21 protein-coding genes are annotated in these 15380 nt (G+C 69.7%); 13 read left to right on the top strand and 8 right to left on the bottom strand.

The window, feature by feature from the left end:
- Positions 1–19: 19 nt before the first annotated feature.
- The 3 genes from D4739_RS15115 to D4739_RS15105 are packed head-to-tail and all read right to left on the bottom strand — an operon-like array spanning position 20 to position 1679.
- Positions 20–622, bottom strand: coding sequence for a class I SAM-dependent methyltransferase (locus tag D4739_RS15115; protein ID WP_120061379.1), 603 nt, complete (start codon positions 620–622; stop codon positions 20–22).
- 19 nt (positions 623–641) lie between these two features.
- Positions 642–827, bottom strand: coding sequence for a hypothetical protein (locus D4739_RS15110; RefSeq protein ID WP_120061378.1), 186 nt, complete (start codon positions 825–827; stop codon positions 642–644).
- A gap of 30 nt (positions 828–857) precedes the next feature.
- The gene (locus D4739_RS15105; RefSeq protein WP_120061377.1) at positions 858–1679 is read right to left on the bottom strand and encodes a sigma-70 family RNA polymerase sigma factor; all 822 of its coding nucleotides are present in this window, start codon (positions 1677–1679) and stop codon (positions 858–860) included.
- A gap of 140 nt (positions 1680–1819) precedes the next feature.
- Between D4739_RS15105 and D4739_RS16960 the strand changes: the two genes are divergently transcribed.
- From D4739_RS16960 to D4739_RS15100, 3 genes are read left to right on the top strand one after another with little or no spacing between them, the layout of a single operon-like run.
- Positions 1820–1978, top strand: a complete 159-nt coding sequence (locus D4739_RS16960) for a Z-ring associated ZapG family protein (RefSeq protein WP_182920438.1) — start codon at positions 1820–1822, stop codon at positions 1976–1978.
- A gap of 56 nt (positions 1979–2034) precedes the next feature.
- Positions 2035–2181, top strand: coding sequence for a GPGG-motif small membrane protein (locus D4739_RS16955; RefSeq protein WP_182920437.1), 147 nt, complete (start codon positions 2035–2037; stop codon positions 2179–2181).
- Positions 2182–2216: 35 nt separating this feature from the next.
- The gene (locus tag D4739_RS15100; protein ID WP_120061376.1) at positions 2217–2453 is read left to right on the top strand and encodes a hypothetical protein; all 237 of its coding nucleotides are present in this window, start codon (positions 2217–2219) and stop codon (positions 2451–2453) included.
- On the opposite strand, the gene D4739_RS15095 is transcribed toward D4739_RS15100, so the two are convergent.
- A complete protein-coding gene (locus tag D4739_RS15095; protein ID WP_120061375.1) occupies positions 2421–2900 on the bottom strand; it encodes a DUF6328 family protein in 480 nt (159 codons plus the stop codon). The genes D4739_RS15100 and D4739_RS15095 overlap by 33 nt on opposite strands.
- Before the next feature lie 125 nt (positions 2901–3025).
- On the opposite strand from D4739_RS15095, the gene D4739_RS15090 reads away from it, so the two are divergent.
- From D4739_RS15090 to D4739_RS15080, 3 genes are all read left to right on the top strand, one after another.
- Complete coding sequence (locus D4739_RS15090) at positions 3026–3706, top strand: GAF and ANTAR domain-containing protein (protein WP_120061374.1); 681 nt, start codon at positions 3026–3028, stop codon at positions 3704–3706.
- A gap of 78 nt (positions 3707–3784) precedes the next feature.
- Positions 3785–5794 carry a threonine--tRNA ligase gene (gene thrS / locus D4739_RS15085; protein ID WP_120061373.1) on the top strand — a complete coding sequence of 670 codons (2010 nt, stop codon included), beginning with the start codon at positions 3785–3787 and terminating at the stop codon, positions 5792–5794.
- A gap of 5 nt (positions 5795–5799) precedes the next feature.
- Entirely contained in the window at positions 5800–6342 is a 543-nt protein-coding gene (locus D4739_RS15080; protein WP_120061372.1) for an HIT family protein, read from the top strand.
- Here the strand turns inward: D4739_RS15080 and D4739_RS17375 are convergent.
- The 4 genes from D4739_RS17375 to D4739_RS15065 all read right to left on the bottom strand — a co-directional run bounded on the left by D4739_RS17375 (position 6326) and on the right by D4739_RS15065 (position 9690).
- On the bottom strand, positions 6326–6454 hold the full coding sequence (locus tag D4739_RS17375) for a hypothetical protein (RefSeq protein ID WP_274380498.1): 129 nt from the start codon (positions 6452–6454) through the stop codon (positions 6326–6328). The two genes, D4739_RS15080 and D4739_RS17375, sit on opposite strands and share 17 nt — an antisense overlap.
- Positions 6455–6571: 117 nt before the next feature.
- Entirely contained in the window at positions 6572–7159 is a 588-nt protein-coding gene (locus D4739_RS15075) for a hypothetical protein (protein ID WP_120061371.1), read from the bottom strand.
- 112 nt (positions 7160–7271) lie between these two features.
- Positions 7272–7922 (bottom strand): sortase domain-containing protein, encoded by a 651-nt coding sequence (locus D4739_RS15070; RefSeq protein ID WP_120061370.1) that lies wholly within the window; start codon positions 7920–7922, stop codon positions 7272–7274.
- Positions 7923–8001: 79 nt separating this feature from the next.
- The gene (locus D4739_RS15065) at positions 8002–9690 is read right to left on the bottom strand and encodes a sigma-70 family RNA polymerase sigma factor (protein WP_182920436.1); all 1689 of its coding nucleotides are present in this window, start codon (positions 9688–9690) and stop codon (positions 8002–8004) included.
- A gap of 251 nt (positions 9691–9941) precedes the next feature.
- Between D4739_RS15065 and D4739_RS15060 the strand changes: the two genes are divergently transcribed.
- The 7 genes from D4739_RS15060 (at position 9942) to D4739_RS15030 (ending at position 15374) form a co-directional block, all read left to right on the top strand.
- Entirely contained in the window at positions 9942–10562 is a 621-nt protein-coding gene (locus D4739_RS15060) for an antibiotic biosynthesis monooxygenase (RefSeq protein WP_120061368.1), read from the top strand.
- A gap of 103 nt (positions 10563–10665) precedes the next feature.
- Complete coding sequence (locus tag D4739_RS15055) at positions 10666–11427, top strand: inositol monophosphatase family protein (RefSeq protein ID WP_120061367.1); 762 nt, start codon at positions 10666–10668, stop codon at positions 11425–11427.
- 12 nt (positions 11428–11439) lie between these two features.
- A complete protein-coding gene (gene pgsA, locus D4739_RS15050; protein WP_120061366.1) occupies positions 11440–12045 on the top strand; it encodes a phosphatidylinositol phosphate synthase in 606 nt (201 codons plus the stop codon).
- Between the two features lie 118 nt (positions 12046–12163).
- Complete coding sequence (pdxS, locus tag D4739_RS15045; RefSeq protein ID WP_120061365.1) at positions 12164–13078, top strand: pyridoxal 5'-phosphate synthase lyase subunit PdxS; 915 nt, start codon at positions 12164–12166, stop codon at positions 13076–13078.
- 9 nt (positions 13079–13087) lie between these two features.
- Entirely contained in the window at positions 13088–13636 is a 549-nt protein-coding gene (locus D4739_RS15040; RefSeq protein ID WP_120061364.1) for a DUF6891 domain-containing protein, read from the top strand.
- A 94-nt stretch (positions 13637–13730) separates the two neighbouring features.
- The gene (locus tag D4739_RS15035) at positions 13731–14603 is read left to right on the top strand and encodes an acyltransferase family protein (RefSeq protein ID WP_147384950.1); all 873 of its coding nucleotides are present in this window, start codon (positions 13731–13733) and stop codon (positions 14601–14603) included.
- Between the two features lie 9 nt (positions 14604–14612).
- On the top strand, positions 14613–15374 hold the full coding sequence (locus tag D4739_RS15030) for a TetR/AcrR family transcriptional regulator (protein WP_120061362.1): 762 nt from the start codon (positions 14613–14615) through the stop codon (positions 15372–15374).
- The last annotated feature ends 6 nt before the right edge of the window (positions 15375–15380 follow it).

Genomic DNA, 15380 nt, shown 5'->3' with positions numbered 1-15380 from the left:
AGCCGGACCTCAGGCGTCTTCACAGGCGCGTGGCGACTACCAGGTAGCGATCGTCGGCGTCGTCGACGAGATCAGCCTGCCAGCCGACGGACGCAAGTCCGGGCACGATGTTGGCGGGCGCGTGGAGCTCGTCGCCGGTGAGGGTGCGTCCGTGACGGGCCGCGAGTGCGGCACGTCCGATCGGGTGGAAGATCGCCAGCCGTCCGCCGGGCCGGCAGACCCGGGCCATGCCGGCCAGAGCCTCGAGCGGCGCAGGCAGGTGCGAGATCAGCCCGGCAGCGAACACCGCATCAACGCTCCCTGATGCCAGGGGGAGGGCCATCGCATCGGCGATCACCAATGAGGCCAGGCGATCGCGCCCGCGCCGAGCGGCTTCACCGAGCATCTCGGGCACGTAGTCGACAGCCACGACCACGCCGGAGGGGCCGACAGCTTCGCGCAGCAACGGGAGGGCGCGCCCGGTCCCGCAGGCGAGGTCGACGACGGTTGCGCCAGCAGCGAGTGACAGCGCAGCGACCGCCTCGGCGTACTTCGGGCCGTCGTCGGGGAAGCGCTCCTCCCAGTCGGCGGCGCGCTCGGCGAAGAACGCACGCGCGGAGGCACGGTCCCGTTCGTCGCTCACCCCGCGATCGTAGGGCCCGTCAGCCCAGCGTCGGGATGTCGTTGCGCCGGGACAGCCGGCGGAGCGGGTCGGGGAGCAGCTCCGCCGCGATCAGGGCGAGCGCGCCGAGCAGGATCAGCGCGGCGCCGATCCACGGGCTCACTCCGCTGATCGCCAGCGCGATCAGACCGATGGTGGCAAGCACGATGCCGAGACCGACGTACATGGCGCACCTCCTGGAACGGGAACCCGGCCATCAGCCGGTCTTCTGCATCGGGCGAGTGATGCACGTGTCGACGAGATCGGAGCGCAGGTCACGCAGGATGCGGGTCAGCAGCCGAGACACCTGCATCTGCGTCACGCCGATCTCTTCGCCGATCTCCTGCTGGGTGAGGCCGTCGAAGAAGCGCAGCTGCAGGATGCGCCGGTCACGACGCTCCAGCCGCCGCATGGCATGAGCGAGCATCGCCCGGGCCTCTGCTGCTTCGAACCCGTCCTCGGTGACCGGAATCGTCTCGCCAATGGTGGTCGTCGACTCGGGGCCGAGCGGTCGGTCCAGTGACGACGGACGGAAACAGCCATCGGCCGCGAGGGCCTCCTCGACCTCGGCCCTGGGCTCGCCCATCGCCGCCGCCAGCGTCGACAGGTCGGGGGTGACTCCGGACTCCTGTTCGAGCTCGGCGCGCGTCCGCGCGGCCGCAGCCTGGAGGTCCTGGATCCGGCGCGGGGGACGCACTGTCCAGCCGTGATCACGGAAGTGCTTCTTCACCTCCCCCCGGATCGTCGGCACGGCGTACGCCAGGAAGTCGCCCGCGAGCCCGGGCTTGTAGCCCCGGACCGCGCGCACCAACGCGGTGTACGCGACCTGTTCCAGGTCCTCGGACGGGATGCCTCGGCCGCGGTACGGCGCCGCGAGCGTGCGCGCGACGTCCATGTTGATGCGGATGGCCTCGTCGATCGCTGCTTCACGAGCCTCGATCGACGTCGTCTCGCTGATCTCGTGGAGAAGTGCCCGTGTGCGCTGCCTACGGATGAGGCGGGCGGGAAGGGCAGTGCTGATGGTGGTGTTGCTTCGCATGTCGACCCCTGGGGGACTAGTGCGGGCCTGCCTTCGTCTCAAGCAGGCGGTGACACCTTGACTGCCATTCGACCGTAGCGCTTTCCGGACGCGAGTGCCAAGGGCGGCATGAAACTCAGGGTTCCGGGTACCTGACAGCCATGACCTGGATCATCGTCACCGCTGGAATTCTCGTCGCCGCCTTCATCGGGCTGGGCCTGTTGTGGGCCGCGTTCCGCGACCGCGAGCGCGGTCAGGAGCTCGTCGAGGACCTCGACGAGCGCACCACGCAGGAGCCGGACGGGCCCGGGCAGGTCTGAGGGTTTGCGCCTGCGACCCAGGGGGAACCGAAGCGCTCCAACCAGGAGGTACTTGCATGTATACGTTGTTGTGGATCATTGCGGTGGTGTTGGTGATCGCTGGGATCGTCTCGCTCGTCCGGGGCCAGATTCTTGCTGGCATCGTCCTGATCGTGGTCGGCCTGCTCGTCGGGCCGGGTGGCGTGAGCCTCTTCAGCAGGTGACTCATGCAGCCCGCACGTCGATGAAGGGAAGAGCAATGGCTCAACTCACCGAAGCTGGCATCGTGACCGGAACGGCAGACAAGGACTACAACCTGATCTGGTTCACCGAGGTCTGCCTGAGCAATGCGCTCCGCCTCGAGACCTACATCGAGGACGCCCGGAGGTCGGGCGACCAGGAGATCGCCGACCTGTTCAGGCGTGCCCAGGAGAACTCGATCCGTGGAGCGGAGGAGGCCAAGTCACTCCTCCGTGAGCGCATCGACGCCGCGTGAGCGGACCACCAGCAGCGGCAGGACAACCCACAGCATCACGAACAGGCTCGCGGTCAGCGCTCCGGCGCTGGCCGCGAGTTCGCGGGGGACGACCAGGTCGTAGACCAGGAAGAGCACCCCGCTCGTGGTGAGCGCGAGGACCGTGAGCCCGGCCCTTGCGCAGAGGTTGGCCGCCTCGACCAGCCAGCGCCGCTGGTGCTGGCGGAAGAGCAGACGGTGGAAGGCGACCGGTGCGACCAGCAGGGCCGTGGCGAGCACCGAACCGCTGAACACCGCGAGGAATGTGGCGTGCTGGACCCGGTCGAGGTCCTCGAACCGGCTCGAGAAGGGCACGGTCAGCAGGAAGCCGGAGAGAAGCTGCACACCCGTCTGCGTCACGCGTAGCTCCTGCAGCAGTTCGTCCCAGTTGCGGTCGAGGCGCGTGGCGTCGGGCTGCTGCGTGGTCATGGAAGGCACGTACCCACGGAAACGGTCCTTCACGCCTGTGGCCCGGTGAGGCGTCTACCGCTCTTTCCTTGCGCAGGGCAACATGATGGAAGAGAGATGTTTCCCTGAGGCAGGAAGGATCTTCGGTGGACACACCCGAGGCTTTGAGGTTTGCGCACCTCGCTCGCGACCTGCACGACCAGGACGGATTTGAAGAGACCGTTGACCTGCTCGTGGAGTCCGCGCCAGCGCTCGTCGGCAGTGACTGTGCCTCGGTGCTGATGGCACGCCACGGCCGGCTGGAGGAGTCCGACCCCGGGACGAGTGTGCTGGCGGACAAGGCGGACAGCCTGCAGATTGCCCTCGGTGAGGGTCCCGCGTTCAATGCTGTGAGCGAGCAGCGCACGATCGTCTCGGTTGACCTGAGCTCCGACAAGAGGTGGACCCAGTGGGCGCCGGCGGTGTCGGTGATCGGCGTCGGGAGTGTCCTCTCGGTGCGCCTCTGGACGGCGGCACACACGCTCGGCGTCATCACCCTGTACGCCGAGCGGCCGCGCGCCTTCGACCCCGACTCGGTCGCGATCGCGGAGATCCTGGGCCGGCACGCGTCGGTGGCGCTCGCCGCCGCCCGTCAGGAGGAGTCCCTCAGCCAGGCGATCGATGCGCGCAAGCTGGTCGGCCAGGCGCAAGGGATCCTGATGGAGCGCTTCGACCTCGACGACCGCAAGGCCTTCGACGTGCTCCGCCGCTACTCGCAGACGACCAACACCAAGCTCAACGAGGTCGCCCGGCTCCTGGTGAGCACGCGCACGCTGCCCGACCTGTGAGCGGCGAGCGCAGACCTCGGTAGGATCGCCGACCGAGGCGGGGCCGTATCCCGCACGTCTGCAGTCGAGGGAGTTCTCGTGTCCGAGGTCAAGGTCAGCATCGTCACCGCAAGCGGGACGGAGGAGCGGACCGTCGAGACGGGCACCAAGGCGTGGCAGCTCTTCGCCGATGCGCCCGACGTCATCGCCGCGCGCATCGGTCACCGGGCAGGCAGTGCCCCGACCGATTCCACGCTGAAGGACCTCGCCTACGAGCTCGCTGAGGGTGATGTCGTCGAGGGTGTCGAGATGGCCAGCAAGGACGGCCGCGACATCCTGCGCCACTCGACCGCGCACGTGCTCGCGCAGGCCGCGCAGGACATCTTCCCGGACGCGAAGCTCGGCATCGGCCCGCCGATCGAGAACGGCTTCTACTACGACTTCGACGTCGAGATCCCGTTCACCCCGGCCGACCTCGAGAAGCTCGAGACCCGGATGCGCAAGATCGTCAAGGAGAACCAGAAGTTCTCCCGCCGGGTCACCAACGACGACGACGCCCGCGTCGAGCTGGCCGACGAGCCCTACAAGCTCGAGCTGATCGGCCTCAAGGGTTCGGCTGCTGAGGCGGCTGACGGCGCCGACGCCGAGGTCGGCGCCGGCGAGCTGACCATCTACGACAACCTCGACCGCAACGGCGGAGTCGTCTGGAAGGACCTCTGCCGGGGTCCTCACCTGCCGACCACGAAGCGGATCCCGGCCTTCAAGCTGATGCGCTCCGCCGCGGCGTACTGGCGAGGCGACGAGAAGAACAAGCAGCTGCAGCGCGTCTACGGCACCGCGTGGGAGAGTGCCGAGGCGCTCGAGGCCCACCTGCACATGATCGAGGAGGCTGAGCGACGCGACCACCGCAAGCTCGGCAAGGAGCTCGACCTCTTCTCGTTCCCGGACGAGATCGGCTCCGGCCTGCCGGTGTTCCACCCCAAGGGCGGCGTGATCAAGCGGGTCATGGAGGACTACGTCCGCCAGCGCCACATCGACGAGGGCTTCTCCTACGTCGGCACGCCGCACATCTCCAAGGACGGCCTCTTCCACACCTCGGGCCACCTGCCCTACTACGCCGACACGATGTTCCCGCCGATGGAGTTCGAGGGCACGAACTACCAGCTCAAGGCGATGAACTGCCCGATGCACAACCTGATCTTCTCCTCGCGCGGACGCTCCTACCGCGAGCTGCCGCTGCGGCTGTTCGAGTTCGGTCACGTCTACCGCTACGAGAAGTCGGGCGTCGTCCACGGCCTCACCCGCGTGCGTGGCTTCGCGCAGGACGACTCGCACTCCTACTGCACCAAGGAGCAGGCGCCGGCCGAGGTCAAGCACCTGCTGAACTTCATGCTCAGCGTGCTCCGCGACTTCGGCATGACGGACTTCTACCTGGAGCTCTCGACGCGTGACGACGCGAAGCCGGACAAGTTCGTCGGCTCCGACGAGGACTGGGCCGTTGCGACTGCGGTCCTGGCCGACGTCTGTGCGGAGACCGGCCTCGAGCTCGTCCCGGACCCGGGCGGCGCGGCGTTCTACGGCCCCAAGGTCTCGGTCCAGGCGAAGGACGCCATCGGCCGCACCTGGCAGATGGGCACCGTCCAGTACGACTTCAACCAGCCCGAGCGATTCGGCCTCGAGTACAGCGCCAGCGACGGCACCAAGCAGCGCCCGGTGATGATCCACGCGGCGAAGTTCGGCTCCATCGAGCGGTTCTTCGGCGTGCTCATCGAGCACTACGCCGGTGCCATGCCGCCGTGGCTCGCGCCGGTCCAGGTCGAGGCGATCCCGATCGCCGAGCGCCACGTCGACTACCTGTACGACGTGGCTCGCCGCATGGCGCCGCTCGGCCTGCGGGTCGAGGTCGACGACTCCGACGACCGGATGCAGAAGAAGATCCGCAACGCGCAGCTGCAGAAAGTGCCGTTCATGATGATCGCCGGTGACGACGACGTCGCCGCAGGTGCGGTGTCCTTCCGTTACCGCGACGGCCGCCAGGACAACGGCGTGCCGATCGACGAGGCGATCGCCCGCGTCCAGGCCGCCGTCGCGAGCCGCGAGCAGGTCTGATCCGGATGGAGGGCTCGGGCGCGGAGCACCGCCAGGACGGCGTGGGGGAGTCGGACGGCCTCGAACGGCTGTGGACGCCGCACCGGATGGCCTACATCAAGGGCGAGTCCAAGCCCGATGACGCCACGGAGCAGCAGTGCCCGTTCTGCCGGATCCCGGCTCTGGACGACGAGGCCGGGCTGATCGTCCACCGCGGCGAGCTCGCCTACGTCGTACTCAATCTCTATCCGTACGCGCCCGGGCACCTGATGGTCTGCCCCTACCGCCATGTCGCGGACTACGCCGACACGACGGTGGAGGAGGCGGTCGAGATCGCCGACCTGACGAAGAAGGCGATGACGGTGATCCGCTCGGTCTCGGGCGCGCAGGGGTTCAACATCGGCATGAACCAGGGCGCGATCGCGGGCGCCGGCATCGCGGCGCACCTGCACCAGCACGTCGTGCCCCGCTGGGCGGGCGACCAGAACTTCATGCCGATCATCGGTCGCACCAAGGTGCTGCCTCAACTGATGACCGACACCCGCGACCTGCTCAGCGCTTCTTGGTGAGCGACTCCATGCCGCTCACCGTGGTCCCCTTGTCACGCTTCTCGGCACGCTTTTCCTTGATGGACTTCGCGGACTTCTTCGACGCTGTCTGACGCGGTGACTTGTCACCCATGGGGACTCCCAGATTGAGAGCCTGATTGGCTCCGTGCTTCGACAGTACGCCGAAGCCCCGCGCCCCAGGGGTTTGCTGGGGCGCGGGGCTTCGGGTGCGGTGTCGAGGTGGCGTGCCTCAGGAGGTACGACGCGCCCGGTTGCGGGCCACGAAGGCGGCGCCGGAGACGGTGACCAGCGCGCCACCGGCGAGCAGGAACGCGAGGGCCAGGTCCTGGTTGTCGTTGCTGTCGACGGCTGCGGCGCCGGTGTCGATCCGGGTGGGGACGTCCACCTGCTCGAAGGTCGGCTCGTCGGCGCTGCTGGGCGCCTCGTCGGTGCTGTCGTCGCCGGACGGGTCCGTCGGGTGGGTCGGCTCCGGCTCCGGGTTGGTCAGGTCGTCCGGGCCGTCGGGCTGGACCGGGCCGGGCTCGGGCTGGGCGATGTCGTCGGGGCCGTCAGGCTGCACGGGGCCGGGCTCGGGCTGGGCGATCTCGTCCGGGCCGTCGGGCTGGACCGGGCCGGGCTCCGGCTGCGCGACCTGGTCGGGACCCTGCGGCTGGACCGGCTCGGGCTTCGGGATCGCGATGTCCATCGGGGCCGGGTCGGGCTCGGACGGCGGGAGGACGATCACCGGGTCGGTGGCGAAGGCGGGGACCGGAGCCATCGTCAGGGTGGCGAAGGCGAGCGGGGCGGCGACGGCGAGGTTGCGGATCATGGTCTTCATGGCTGGTTCTCCTTGAGGGGGCTGGTTTGGTGGCTTCGGAAGTAGGAGCAACAGGCCCCTCGAGTCCTTGCACCTTTTTCCGGAAAGTTTTTTCGGAAGTTGTTTCCGCAGGTCAGCGGGCCAGTCGGGCGTAGACGATCGTGTTGGCCGGGTAGCGGCCGGTGGCCGGGTCGGGCGTCCCGCCGCACGTGATCAGACGGAGGACCGGGTCGTCGGTGTCGTTCCAGATCCGGTCGTAGGGAAGGGCCTCCTTGGCCACCAGCTCCTGGCCGGTGACGACGAAGGTCGAGGTGCCGTCCGTGCGCCGGACAGTCACCCGGTCGCCCGCTCGGAGCTCGTGCAGCCGGGTGAAGACGTCGTCGCCGTAGCGGCCGTGCACGTGGGCCAGGACGACCGCTGGACCGGGTGCACCAGGACGCGGGCCGCGGCTGAACCAGCCGGCGTCGCCGGACGCGGGCGTCTGCATCGCGCCGTCCGGCTTGAGCCCGACGGGATGGAGTCGCTCGCGCACCCCGATCGCCGGGATCACGACCTCCGTCGGAAGCCCGACGGCGCGGGCCGCCTCCGGCGACCGGAGTACGACGGGGTCGGCTGCCGCACCCGGGGCGACTGCTGCAGGCGAGCCGAGGATGCCGGGGGAGCCGGAGCGGCTCAGCCCGGCCAGGAAGAAGACCAGCAGGACGATGCCGATGCCGACCAGGAAGACGGCGGCCGACAGGGCCAGCTGGACTTGGTGACGCAGGGTGACAGTTGAGGGGCGCATCGCGGTTCTCCCGTTCTCGTGAGGGTTCACGAGTAGGAGTGCGATGCGCCCCTCAACCTTGCAGTAACTCGGCGAATCCTCAGCCAGGGCAGGGATTCACGTAGATCGTGCGCGATGGACCGGTGGCCGTGTTGCCGCGGGTGTCGCGCGCGACGACGTACATCGTGATGTTGCCGCCCACGTTGACGGGACTGATCTCGGCCGACCACCGGCTGCCCGAGCCGCTCATCGCGACCTGGCCCTTGCCGCTCGGCCCGGACCAGAAGAGCGTGACCGAGTCGAGACCGCTCTCGTCGGAGACGGAGGCCGTGACGGGCACCTGGCAGGAGGGGTTGGCGCCGGTCGTCGGTGCGCCCACGACGGGGTTGTGCTCCTCGGTGGCGGTGATCGTCACGGTGCGGCTCTGGTCGGCACCCGAGATCACGACGGACCCGGTGGACCTGCCCTCGGGCAGACGGCTCCGGTCGGCGGTGATCGCGAGGGTGGCCGTCGCGCCGCCGTCGAGCTCGCCCGAGGCAGGCGCGACGCTGATCCAGTCGACGGAGGTCGTGGCGGTCCACGACAGCGGCTCGCCTCCGTCGTTGCCGACGACGACCGATCCGCTGGTGGCGCGGCGCCCGAGGTCGATCGAACCGGTCGAGACGGTCAGCACTGCCGGGGCCGGTGCGATCGAGGTGGCGGACGGCGTGGGCGTTGCGCTCGTCGAGGCTGCCCCAGTGGGCGTGCCCTTCGGGAAGAGCGTCGGCTCGACGGCGAGGCCCTGGGCGGAGAGCGACGGCGCCGGGGCGAGCCCGGGCAGGGCGTCCTCGGCCCAGGCCCAACGGATCACTCCGCCGAGGAGCAGCAGGATGCCGAGTGCACCGACGAGTGCCGGGAACCGTGCATCCGAGAGCCATCCGCCCCGTCGCGCGGTGGCGTCCGGGCCCGCAGCCGGGACCCCGGCCGCGGCGCTTCCGTCGGCCGGCGCCGTGTGGGCAACGAGCCGGGTCTCCAGGACCCGGTCGCGCAGGGCAGCGGGTGCGACGAAGACGGGCACCGAGGCAAGCAGCGCCCACGGGCTGACCATCGTGCGCCGCAGGACGGCGCAGACGGAGCAGTTGTCGACGTGACGTGCGACCCGCTTGCGCACCAGCACGGAGAAGGAGCCGTCCCAGTCGCGCAACAGCTCGGAGAGATCAGGGCAGTCGTCGCGGCCGAGGCGCGCGATCAGCAGGGCGCCGAGGGACCGCTCGACCTGCGCGCGCAGCCGGTTGAGCATCACGTAGGCGTTGGCTGCGGTCGTGCCCATCGCCTCGCCCAGCTCTGCGCCCTCGAGGCCCTGGCGCAGGTGAAGGTCGAGCAGTGCCCGGTCACGCTCGGCCAGACCGGCGGCCGCGTCCCAGACGAGGTCGCGCAGCGCTGACTGCTCGGCGTACTGGTCGGGGGAGATCGCGTCGTCAGCCATCTCGATCAGCTGCTCCTCGCCGCCGTAGGCGACCCGCTTGCGGGCCTTCAGCCGCCGGAGGCACTCGCTGCGCACGATCGCGTAGAGCCACGGCCGCAGACGGTCGGGTTCGCGCAGCTGGGGGAGTCGTTCCGCGAAGAGGATGAAGCTGTCCGCCACCGCATCCGAGGCGTCCTCGCGATGCCGCAGCATGGAGTAGGCGAAGTCGAAGAGCTTGCCGCCGTAGCGGTCGTAGACCTGCGCGAATGCCTCCCGATCGGCCGCCAGGACGCGCTCGACCAGCACGGCGTCGGTGGGTCCGAGGGGCCCGGAGGGGGCAGTCACGATCGGATCCTACGGCTGTGCACGACGCGGTTCCGGCGTTCCACGACATCATCACTTCCTCCCGGAGGTTGCAGGCATTCACCAGTGGGAGGCGCGGGCGTCCCGGGACCTTGCAACTTTCTGGTCAGACTTTCTGGGGTCGAGTGCTCCAGACCCGTGCTGCCGCGCTCTTGTGTTACCCGTGAGTCGGGCGGAGTGTGGGAGGAGCGGCGGCGCCGCCGGGGCGCCACCCCCGATCGAGGGAGACCAACGTGTTCGCACGCTCCACCACCATTCAGGGAGAGCCGTCCCAGCTCGACGCGGGCATCGCCTACGTCCGCGACGACGTCTACCCGATGCTCCAGCACATGGACGGCTGCCTCGGCCTGTCGCTCATGGTCGACCGCGAGCAGGGCACCTGCATCGCGACGACCTCGTGGCAGGACGAGGAAGCCCTCCACGGAAGCTTCGAAGACCTCGCCGCGGTTCGCTCCCGCGCCACCGAGATCATGGGCGGCAAGCGCCAGGTCGAGGAGTGGGAGATCGCGGCCATGCACCGTGACCACCTGTCCGCTCCCGGCTCCTGTGCTCGTGCCGTCTGGCTCCGCACGAACCAGACCGACCTCGACCACGGCATCGGGATCTATCGCGACGTCCTGCTGCCGATGCTGCGCGAGCTCCCGGGCTTCTGCAGTGCCAGCCTCCTGGTCAACCGGGACACCCAGCGCGCCTGCGCGACCACGTCGTTCGCCAGCATGGAGACGATGGCGGCCAGCCGTGAGCAGGCCTGGGCGATCCGGGAGCGCGGCGTACGTGATGCCGGTGTCGACGTGATCGACGCGGCCGAGTTCGAGCTGGTGATGGCCCACCTCAGGGTGCCGTCGCTCGTCTGATCGCTGGTCTGATCGCTGGAGTTGAGTGCGCAGGTGGCCGTGTTTGCCACATGGCTGCGCACTCGACTCCTGCCCGTCGTCGGCGGCCGGTAGCCTCCGCGGCATGGACGACCTCGAGCTGGCTGCCTCCTTGGTGCGCGCGGCGGGCACCCTCGCTGCCCAGATGCGTGCCGGCGGCCAGATGGACCTGGACGCCGAGCACAAGACATCGATCTCCGACATCGTCACCGCCGCCGACCACGCCGCGGAGGCACTCGTGGTCGAGCGTCTCCGCGCGCTGCGCCCCGACGACAGCATCGTGGGGGAGGAGGGCGCCGAGCACGTGGGCACGTCGGGGCGGACCTGGGTGATCGATCCGGTCGACGGCACCTGGAACTTCTTCCACGGGCTCGACTGGTGGTGCTCCGCCATCGCGTTGACCGGCCCGGACGACGTCATCCTCGGCGCGATCCACCACCCCGCGGGGGACGCGACGTACGCCGGCGGGCCGGGGCTCCCGGCCACCCGCAACGGAGTGCCGATCCCGCCCCTGGTCGACCGGCCCACCGAGAGCGTCGGCGCGACGACGTACCTCCATCCGACGAGCCTGGGCGGCGAGGTGGCCAGTGCGTTCTTCCGGGCCGCCGCGCAGGTGGCGACACTCCGGTTCCTGGGCAGCGGGAGCATGGACGCGACCGCCGTGGCGCAGGGCACCATCGGGGTGAGCTTCCAGCACAGCGTGCCGGACTGGGACCGTCTGCCCGGTGAGGCGATCCTGCGCTCCCTCGGCGGCGAACGGGTCTGCGTGGAGGCCGGCGGTGTGACGTGGAACGTCATGGGCCTGCCCACGCCTGTTCGTGACGTCGCGGCGGCGCTGCCGGGATAGCCTTCGGCCATCATGCTTGAACGATTCCGCGGCCTCTTCACGGCCATCTTCACCCCAGTTGCCCGGCTCCTGCTCCGCCTCGGGGTCAGCCCGGACGCAGTCACCTTCGTCGGCACCCTCGGTGTCGTGGCCGGTGCGCTGGTCTTCTTCCCCCAGGGGATGCTGCTCACCGGAGTCCTGGTGATCACGGCATTCGTCTTCAGCGACCTGCTCGACGGCACCATGGCGCGGCTCTCGGGGAGGACCTCGAAGTTCGGCGCCTTCCTGGACTCGACGCTGGACCGGGTCGGCGACGGCGCGATCTTCGGCGGCCTGGTGCTCTACTTCGCCGGGCCGGGCGACGACACGCTCTACACGGCCCTGAGCCTGGTCTGCCTGGTGATGGGCAGCGTGACGTCCTACGCCCGCTCGCGTGCCGAGACCCTGGGCTTCGACGCCAAGGTCGGCATCGCCGAGCGCGCCGACCGGCTCGTGGCGATCCTGGTGGCGACCGGCCTCTCCGGCCTGCTCGACCTGCCGATCCTGCTGCACGTGACCCTGTGGGTGCTCGCAGCGGCCAGCACCATCACGGTCGGCCAGCGGATCTGGGCGGTTCGCACCCAGGCTCTCGCTGCCTGACCGCGGAGCTCCCGCGCACCTCCCGAGCGGTAGGCTTGGTGCGCTCTCCGCATCTTCCGGCAAAGACTTCCGGCCAGCCTCCTCGGCGCGCCCGGATCGATCCACGACAGGACCCGCAGTGACCCAGCAGCAGCCCGTTCAGTCCACCTCGGCCGCCACCGGCACCTCGCACGTGAAGCGCGGCATGGCCGAGATGCTCAAGGGCGGCGTGATCATGGACGTCGTCAACGCCGAGCAGGCCAAGATCGCCGAGGACGCCGGCGCCGTCGCGGTCATGGCCCTCGAACGGGTCCCGGCCGACATCCGCGCCCAGGGCGGCGTCTCGCGCGCCTCCGACCCCGACATGATCGACTCCATCATCGCCTCGGTCTCGATCCCGGTGATGGCCAAGGCCCGCATCGGTCACTTCGTCGAGGCCCAGATCCTGCAGTCCCTCGGTGTGGACTACATCGACGAGTCCGAGGTCCTCACCCCCGTGGATTATGAGAACCACATCGACAAGTGGGCCTTCACGGTCCCGTTCGTGTGTGGTGCCACCAACCTGGGTGAGGCGCTGCGCCGTATCACCGAGGGTGCGGCGATGATCCGCTCCAAGGGCGAGGCCGGCACCGGTGATGCGTCCAACGCGGTGACGCACATGCGGACCCTGCGCTCGCAGATCCGCCGCCTCACCACCCTCGCCCCCGACGAGCTCTACGTCGCCGCCAAGGAACTCCAGGCCCCCTACGAGCTCGTCGCCGAGGTCGCGCAGACGGGCAAGCTCCCCGTCGTGCTCTTCACCGCTGGTGGCATCGCCACCCCCGCGGATGCTGCGTTGATGATGCAGCTCGGTGCCGAAGGCGTCTTCGTGGGCTCCGGCATCTTCAAGTCCGGCAACCCCGCCCAGCGCGCCGAGGCGATCGTGAAGGCCACCACCTTCTACGACGACGCTGATGTCATCGCCAAGGTCTCCCGCGGACTGGGCGAGGCGATGGTCGGCATCAACGTCGACGACATCCCCGTCGCGCACCGCCTCGCCGAACGCGGCTGGTGAACGGAGTCAATGGCACGTCGCACGCCTGAGGAGGAGCTGCGCGACTACGCGCGGCTCCAGGTGCGGTCGGGCCTGCTGACCGAGGCTGAGCAGCTCGCCGAGGTCGCCGAGGCGGTGGCGGCCGAGATGCCCGGCATCGATGCGGCGATCCTCGCTCGCGCGTGGATTGCTGCAGCCCGTCAGGAGCTGCTCGCCGAGCAGGCAACCTGGCCGGAGACGACCGATGTCGACCGCCTCCGGGCGGCCTTCGTCGAGTGCCAGCAGCACGGGGTGAAGGTGCTCGCAGGTGCCGAGGACCACTGGGCGGCGCGCAAGCTCCTCGACAACGAGGGCAGCAGCCTCCAGGGCGTCATCTGGTTCCTGCCGACGGACGTGTGGCACGCGATCGACAACGGCATGCTCGAGCTCAACCTCTGGCACGCGTCGGGCGCGAACGCCGCCCCCGGCGACGCCCTGCTCGACGGCGTACTCAGCTGCCTGACCCGCCACGGCCTCTCGGCGCACTTCGACGAGGGGCGCATCGAGGTCGTCGCGCGCTGGCGGCGGCGCCTCTCCTGAGGGCCCGGGCCGTCGGAATCGCCTGAGCCGGAGTTCACCCTGCAGTCGTTGCGGCGTCACCTGATCCCGGATTTCGTGGGGCACGGTGGCCGACATGGCACGGATGGACTGGATGGACACGCTTCGGGGCGGGGCCGTCGTAGGCGTGGTGATCATGCACGCCGAGCTGAGCGCGGTGTCGGCGACGGGGCACGACCTCCCGCTCGTCCACGCGTTCAACCACCTGCTCGGCGACTACCGGATGCCGGTGCTCGTGCTGCTCTCGGGTGTGCTCGTCCCGCGGTCGGTCGCGAAGGGCTTCCGCAGTCACCTGCGCGGCAAGGTCCACCACATCCTCTGGCCGTACGCCGTGTGGGTGACCTTCGACCTGGTGCACGTGTTCGTCGACTGCCTCGTCCTCGGCAAGGGACTGCCCTGGCACCTGGCAGCGCAGGTCTTCTACGACCCCCACACCTATCTGTGGTTCCTTGCCTACCTCTTCTGCTTCCACCTGCTCGCTGGCGTGCTGAGCCTGGCCGGTCCACTGGCGCCGGCGCTCGCGATGCCCGCGGTCTTCTGGGCGCACACCCAGGTCGACCACTCCTCGGCCGAGAAGTTCCTGTGGCTGTTCGGGTGGTTCCTGGTCGGTGACGTGCTGGCGCGGCTGCTGACCGGTCGCGTGCCGGCGCCGGTCGTCCGCGTGTCCCGGCACCTTCGCGTGCCGGCGCTCGCGGCGGTCGGCCGGAGCTCGCTGGTCTACTACGCCTCGCACATGCTCGTCATCGTGTACGCCGTCCCGTTGCTCCACGCCGCGGGCGTCACGCATCCGGGGGTGCTGTGGGCTTCGGCAGTGGCAGTGGCGCTCATCGTGGGGCGCGCCCTGGCAGGAGTGCAGCACCGGCCCGGCTGGCGCTGGCTGTTCAGCTGGCCGCGGCGGCAGCCCGCACCTGCGCGTGCCGTCGAGCGTCAGGTCGCGCTCGTGCCTTAGGGTCATCCCGTGACTGATTCCTCCCGTGAGACGCCGCCGGTCGACGGCCGCAGCGTGCGCTGGGAGCAGCACAAGCGTGAGCGTCGGGCCAAGATCATCCAGGCCGCGATCGAGGTCACCGAGGAGCATCCGCCGGCCACGGACATCCACGTCCACCTGATCGCACGCCGTGCGGGCATCGGGCGCCCCGCGGTCTACCGCCACTTCGAGGATCGCGCCGACCTGGATCGCGCCGTGCAGAAGCGTGCACTCGAGATGCTCTACGAAGCAGTCGCGGAGCCGGACGCCTTCGACGGCTCCGTGCACGAGGTCATCCACCGCGCGATCCGCCGCTACGTCGAGTGGGCCCACGCCCACCGCGCGCTGCACCGGCTCGCCGTCCGCGAGCTTCCGGGCCGCATCGACAACCCCCTGCGCAACGCGATCCGGGGCATGTCCGTGGGCATGCGGCCGGTCCTTCTCAGCGGGGCCGAGGCCATCGGCGCTGCCCTCGACGAGGACGACGAGGCGACCGTGGACCTGATCGTCTTCGGCACCGCGTCGCAGATCGTGTCGGCCGTGCGGCTCTGGCTCGCGCGTGGCGACGACCGGAAGCCGGCGCCGGAGGCACTGGCCACGCGACTGGCCGAGGTGCTCTGGTATCAACTCGACGGGATGGCCCGCAAGCGGGGCGCTGTCCTCGATCCCGCTCTGCCGTTCTCGGAGATCGTGGCCCGCCTCGACGGTCAGGTCTTCGGGACCGGTGCAGGCGCGGAGTCACCCGAAAACTAGACTCGT

The organism is Nocardioides cavernaquae (genome assembly GCF_003600895.1).
In the GTDB taxonomy this organism is placed as follows: Bacteria; Actinomycetota; Actinomycetes; order Propionibacteriales; family Nocardioidaceae; genus Nocardioides; species Nocardioides cavernaquae.
This window is presented reverse-complemented; position numbering and strand designations above follow the sequence as displayed.

Coding starts and splice junctions, on each gene's coding strand:
- D4739_RS15105 (WP_120061377.1), bottom strand. CDS start 1,679: ATGCGAAGCAACACCACCATCAGCACTGCCCTTCCCGCCCGCCTCATC.
- D4739_RS16960 (WP_182920438.1), top strand. CDS start 1,820: ATGACCTGGATCATCGTCACCGCTGGAATTCTCGTCGCCGCCTTCATC.
- D4739_RS15110 (WP_120061378.1), bottom strand. CDS start 827: ATGTACGTCGGTCTCGGCATCGTGCTTGCCACCATCGGTCTGATCGCG.
- D4739_RS15040 (WP_120061364.1), top strand. CDS start 13,088: ATGGCACGTCGCACGCCTGAGGAGGAGCTGCGCGACTACGCGCGGCTC.
- D4739_RS15100 (WP_120061376.1), top strand. CDS start 2,217: ATGGCTCAACTCACCGAAGCTGGCATCGTGACCGGAACGGCAGACAAG.
- D4739_RS15095 (WP_120061375.1), bottom strand. CDS start 2,900: ATGACCACGCAGCAGCCCGACGCCACGCGCCTCGACCGCAACTGGGAC.
- D4739_RS15075 (WP_120061371.1), bottom strand. CDS start 7,159: ATGAAGACCATGATCCGCAACCTCGCCGTCGCCGCCCCGCTCGCCTTC.
- D4739_RS15035 (WP_147384950.1), top strand. CDS start 13,731: ATGGCACGGATGGACTGGATGGACACGCTTCGGGGCGGGGCCGTCGTA.
- pgsA (WP_120061366.1), top strand. CDS start 11,440: ATGCTTGAACGATTCCGCGGCCTCTTCACGGCCATCTTCACCCCAGTT.
- D4739_RS16955 (WP_182920437.1), top strand. CDS start 2,035: ATGTATACGTTGTTGTGGATCATTGCGGTGGTGTTGGTGATCGCTGGG.
- D4739_RS15070 (WP_120061370.1), bottom strand. CDS start 7,922: ATGCGCCCCTCAACTGTCACCCTGCGTCACCAAGTCCAGCTGGCCCTG.
- D4739_RS15080 (WP_120061372.1), top strand. CDS start 5,800: ATGGAGGGCTCGGGCGCGGAGCACCGCCAGGACGGCGTGGGGGAGTCG.
- D4739_RS17375 (WP_274380498.1), bottom strand. CDS start 6,454: ATGGGTGACAAGTCACCGCGTCAGACAGCGTCGAAGAAGTCCGCGAAG.
- D4739_RS15055 (WP_120061367.1), top strand. CDS start 10,666: ATGGACGACCTCGAGCTGGCTGCCTCCTTGGTGCGCGCGGCGGGCACC.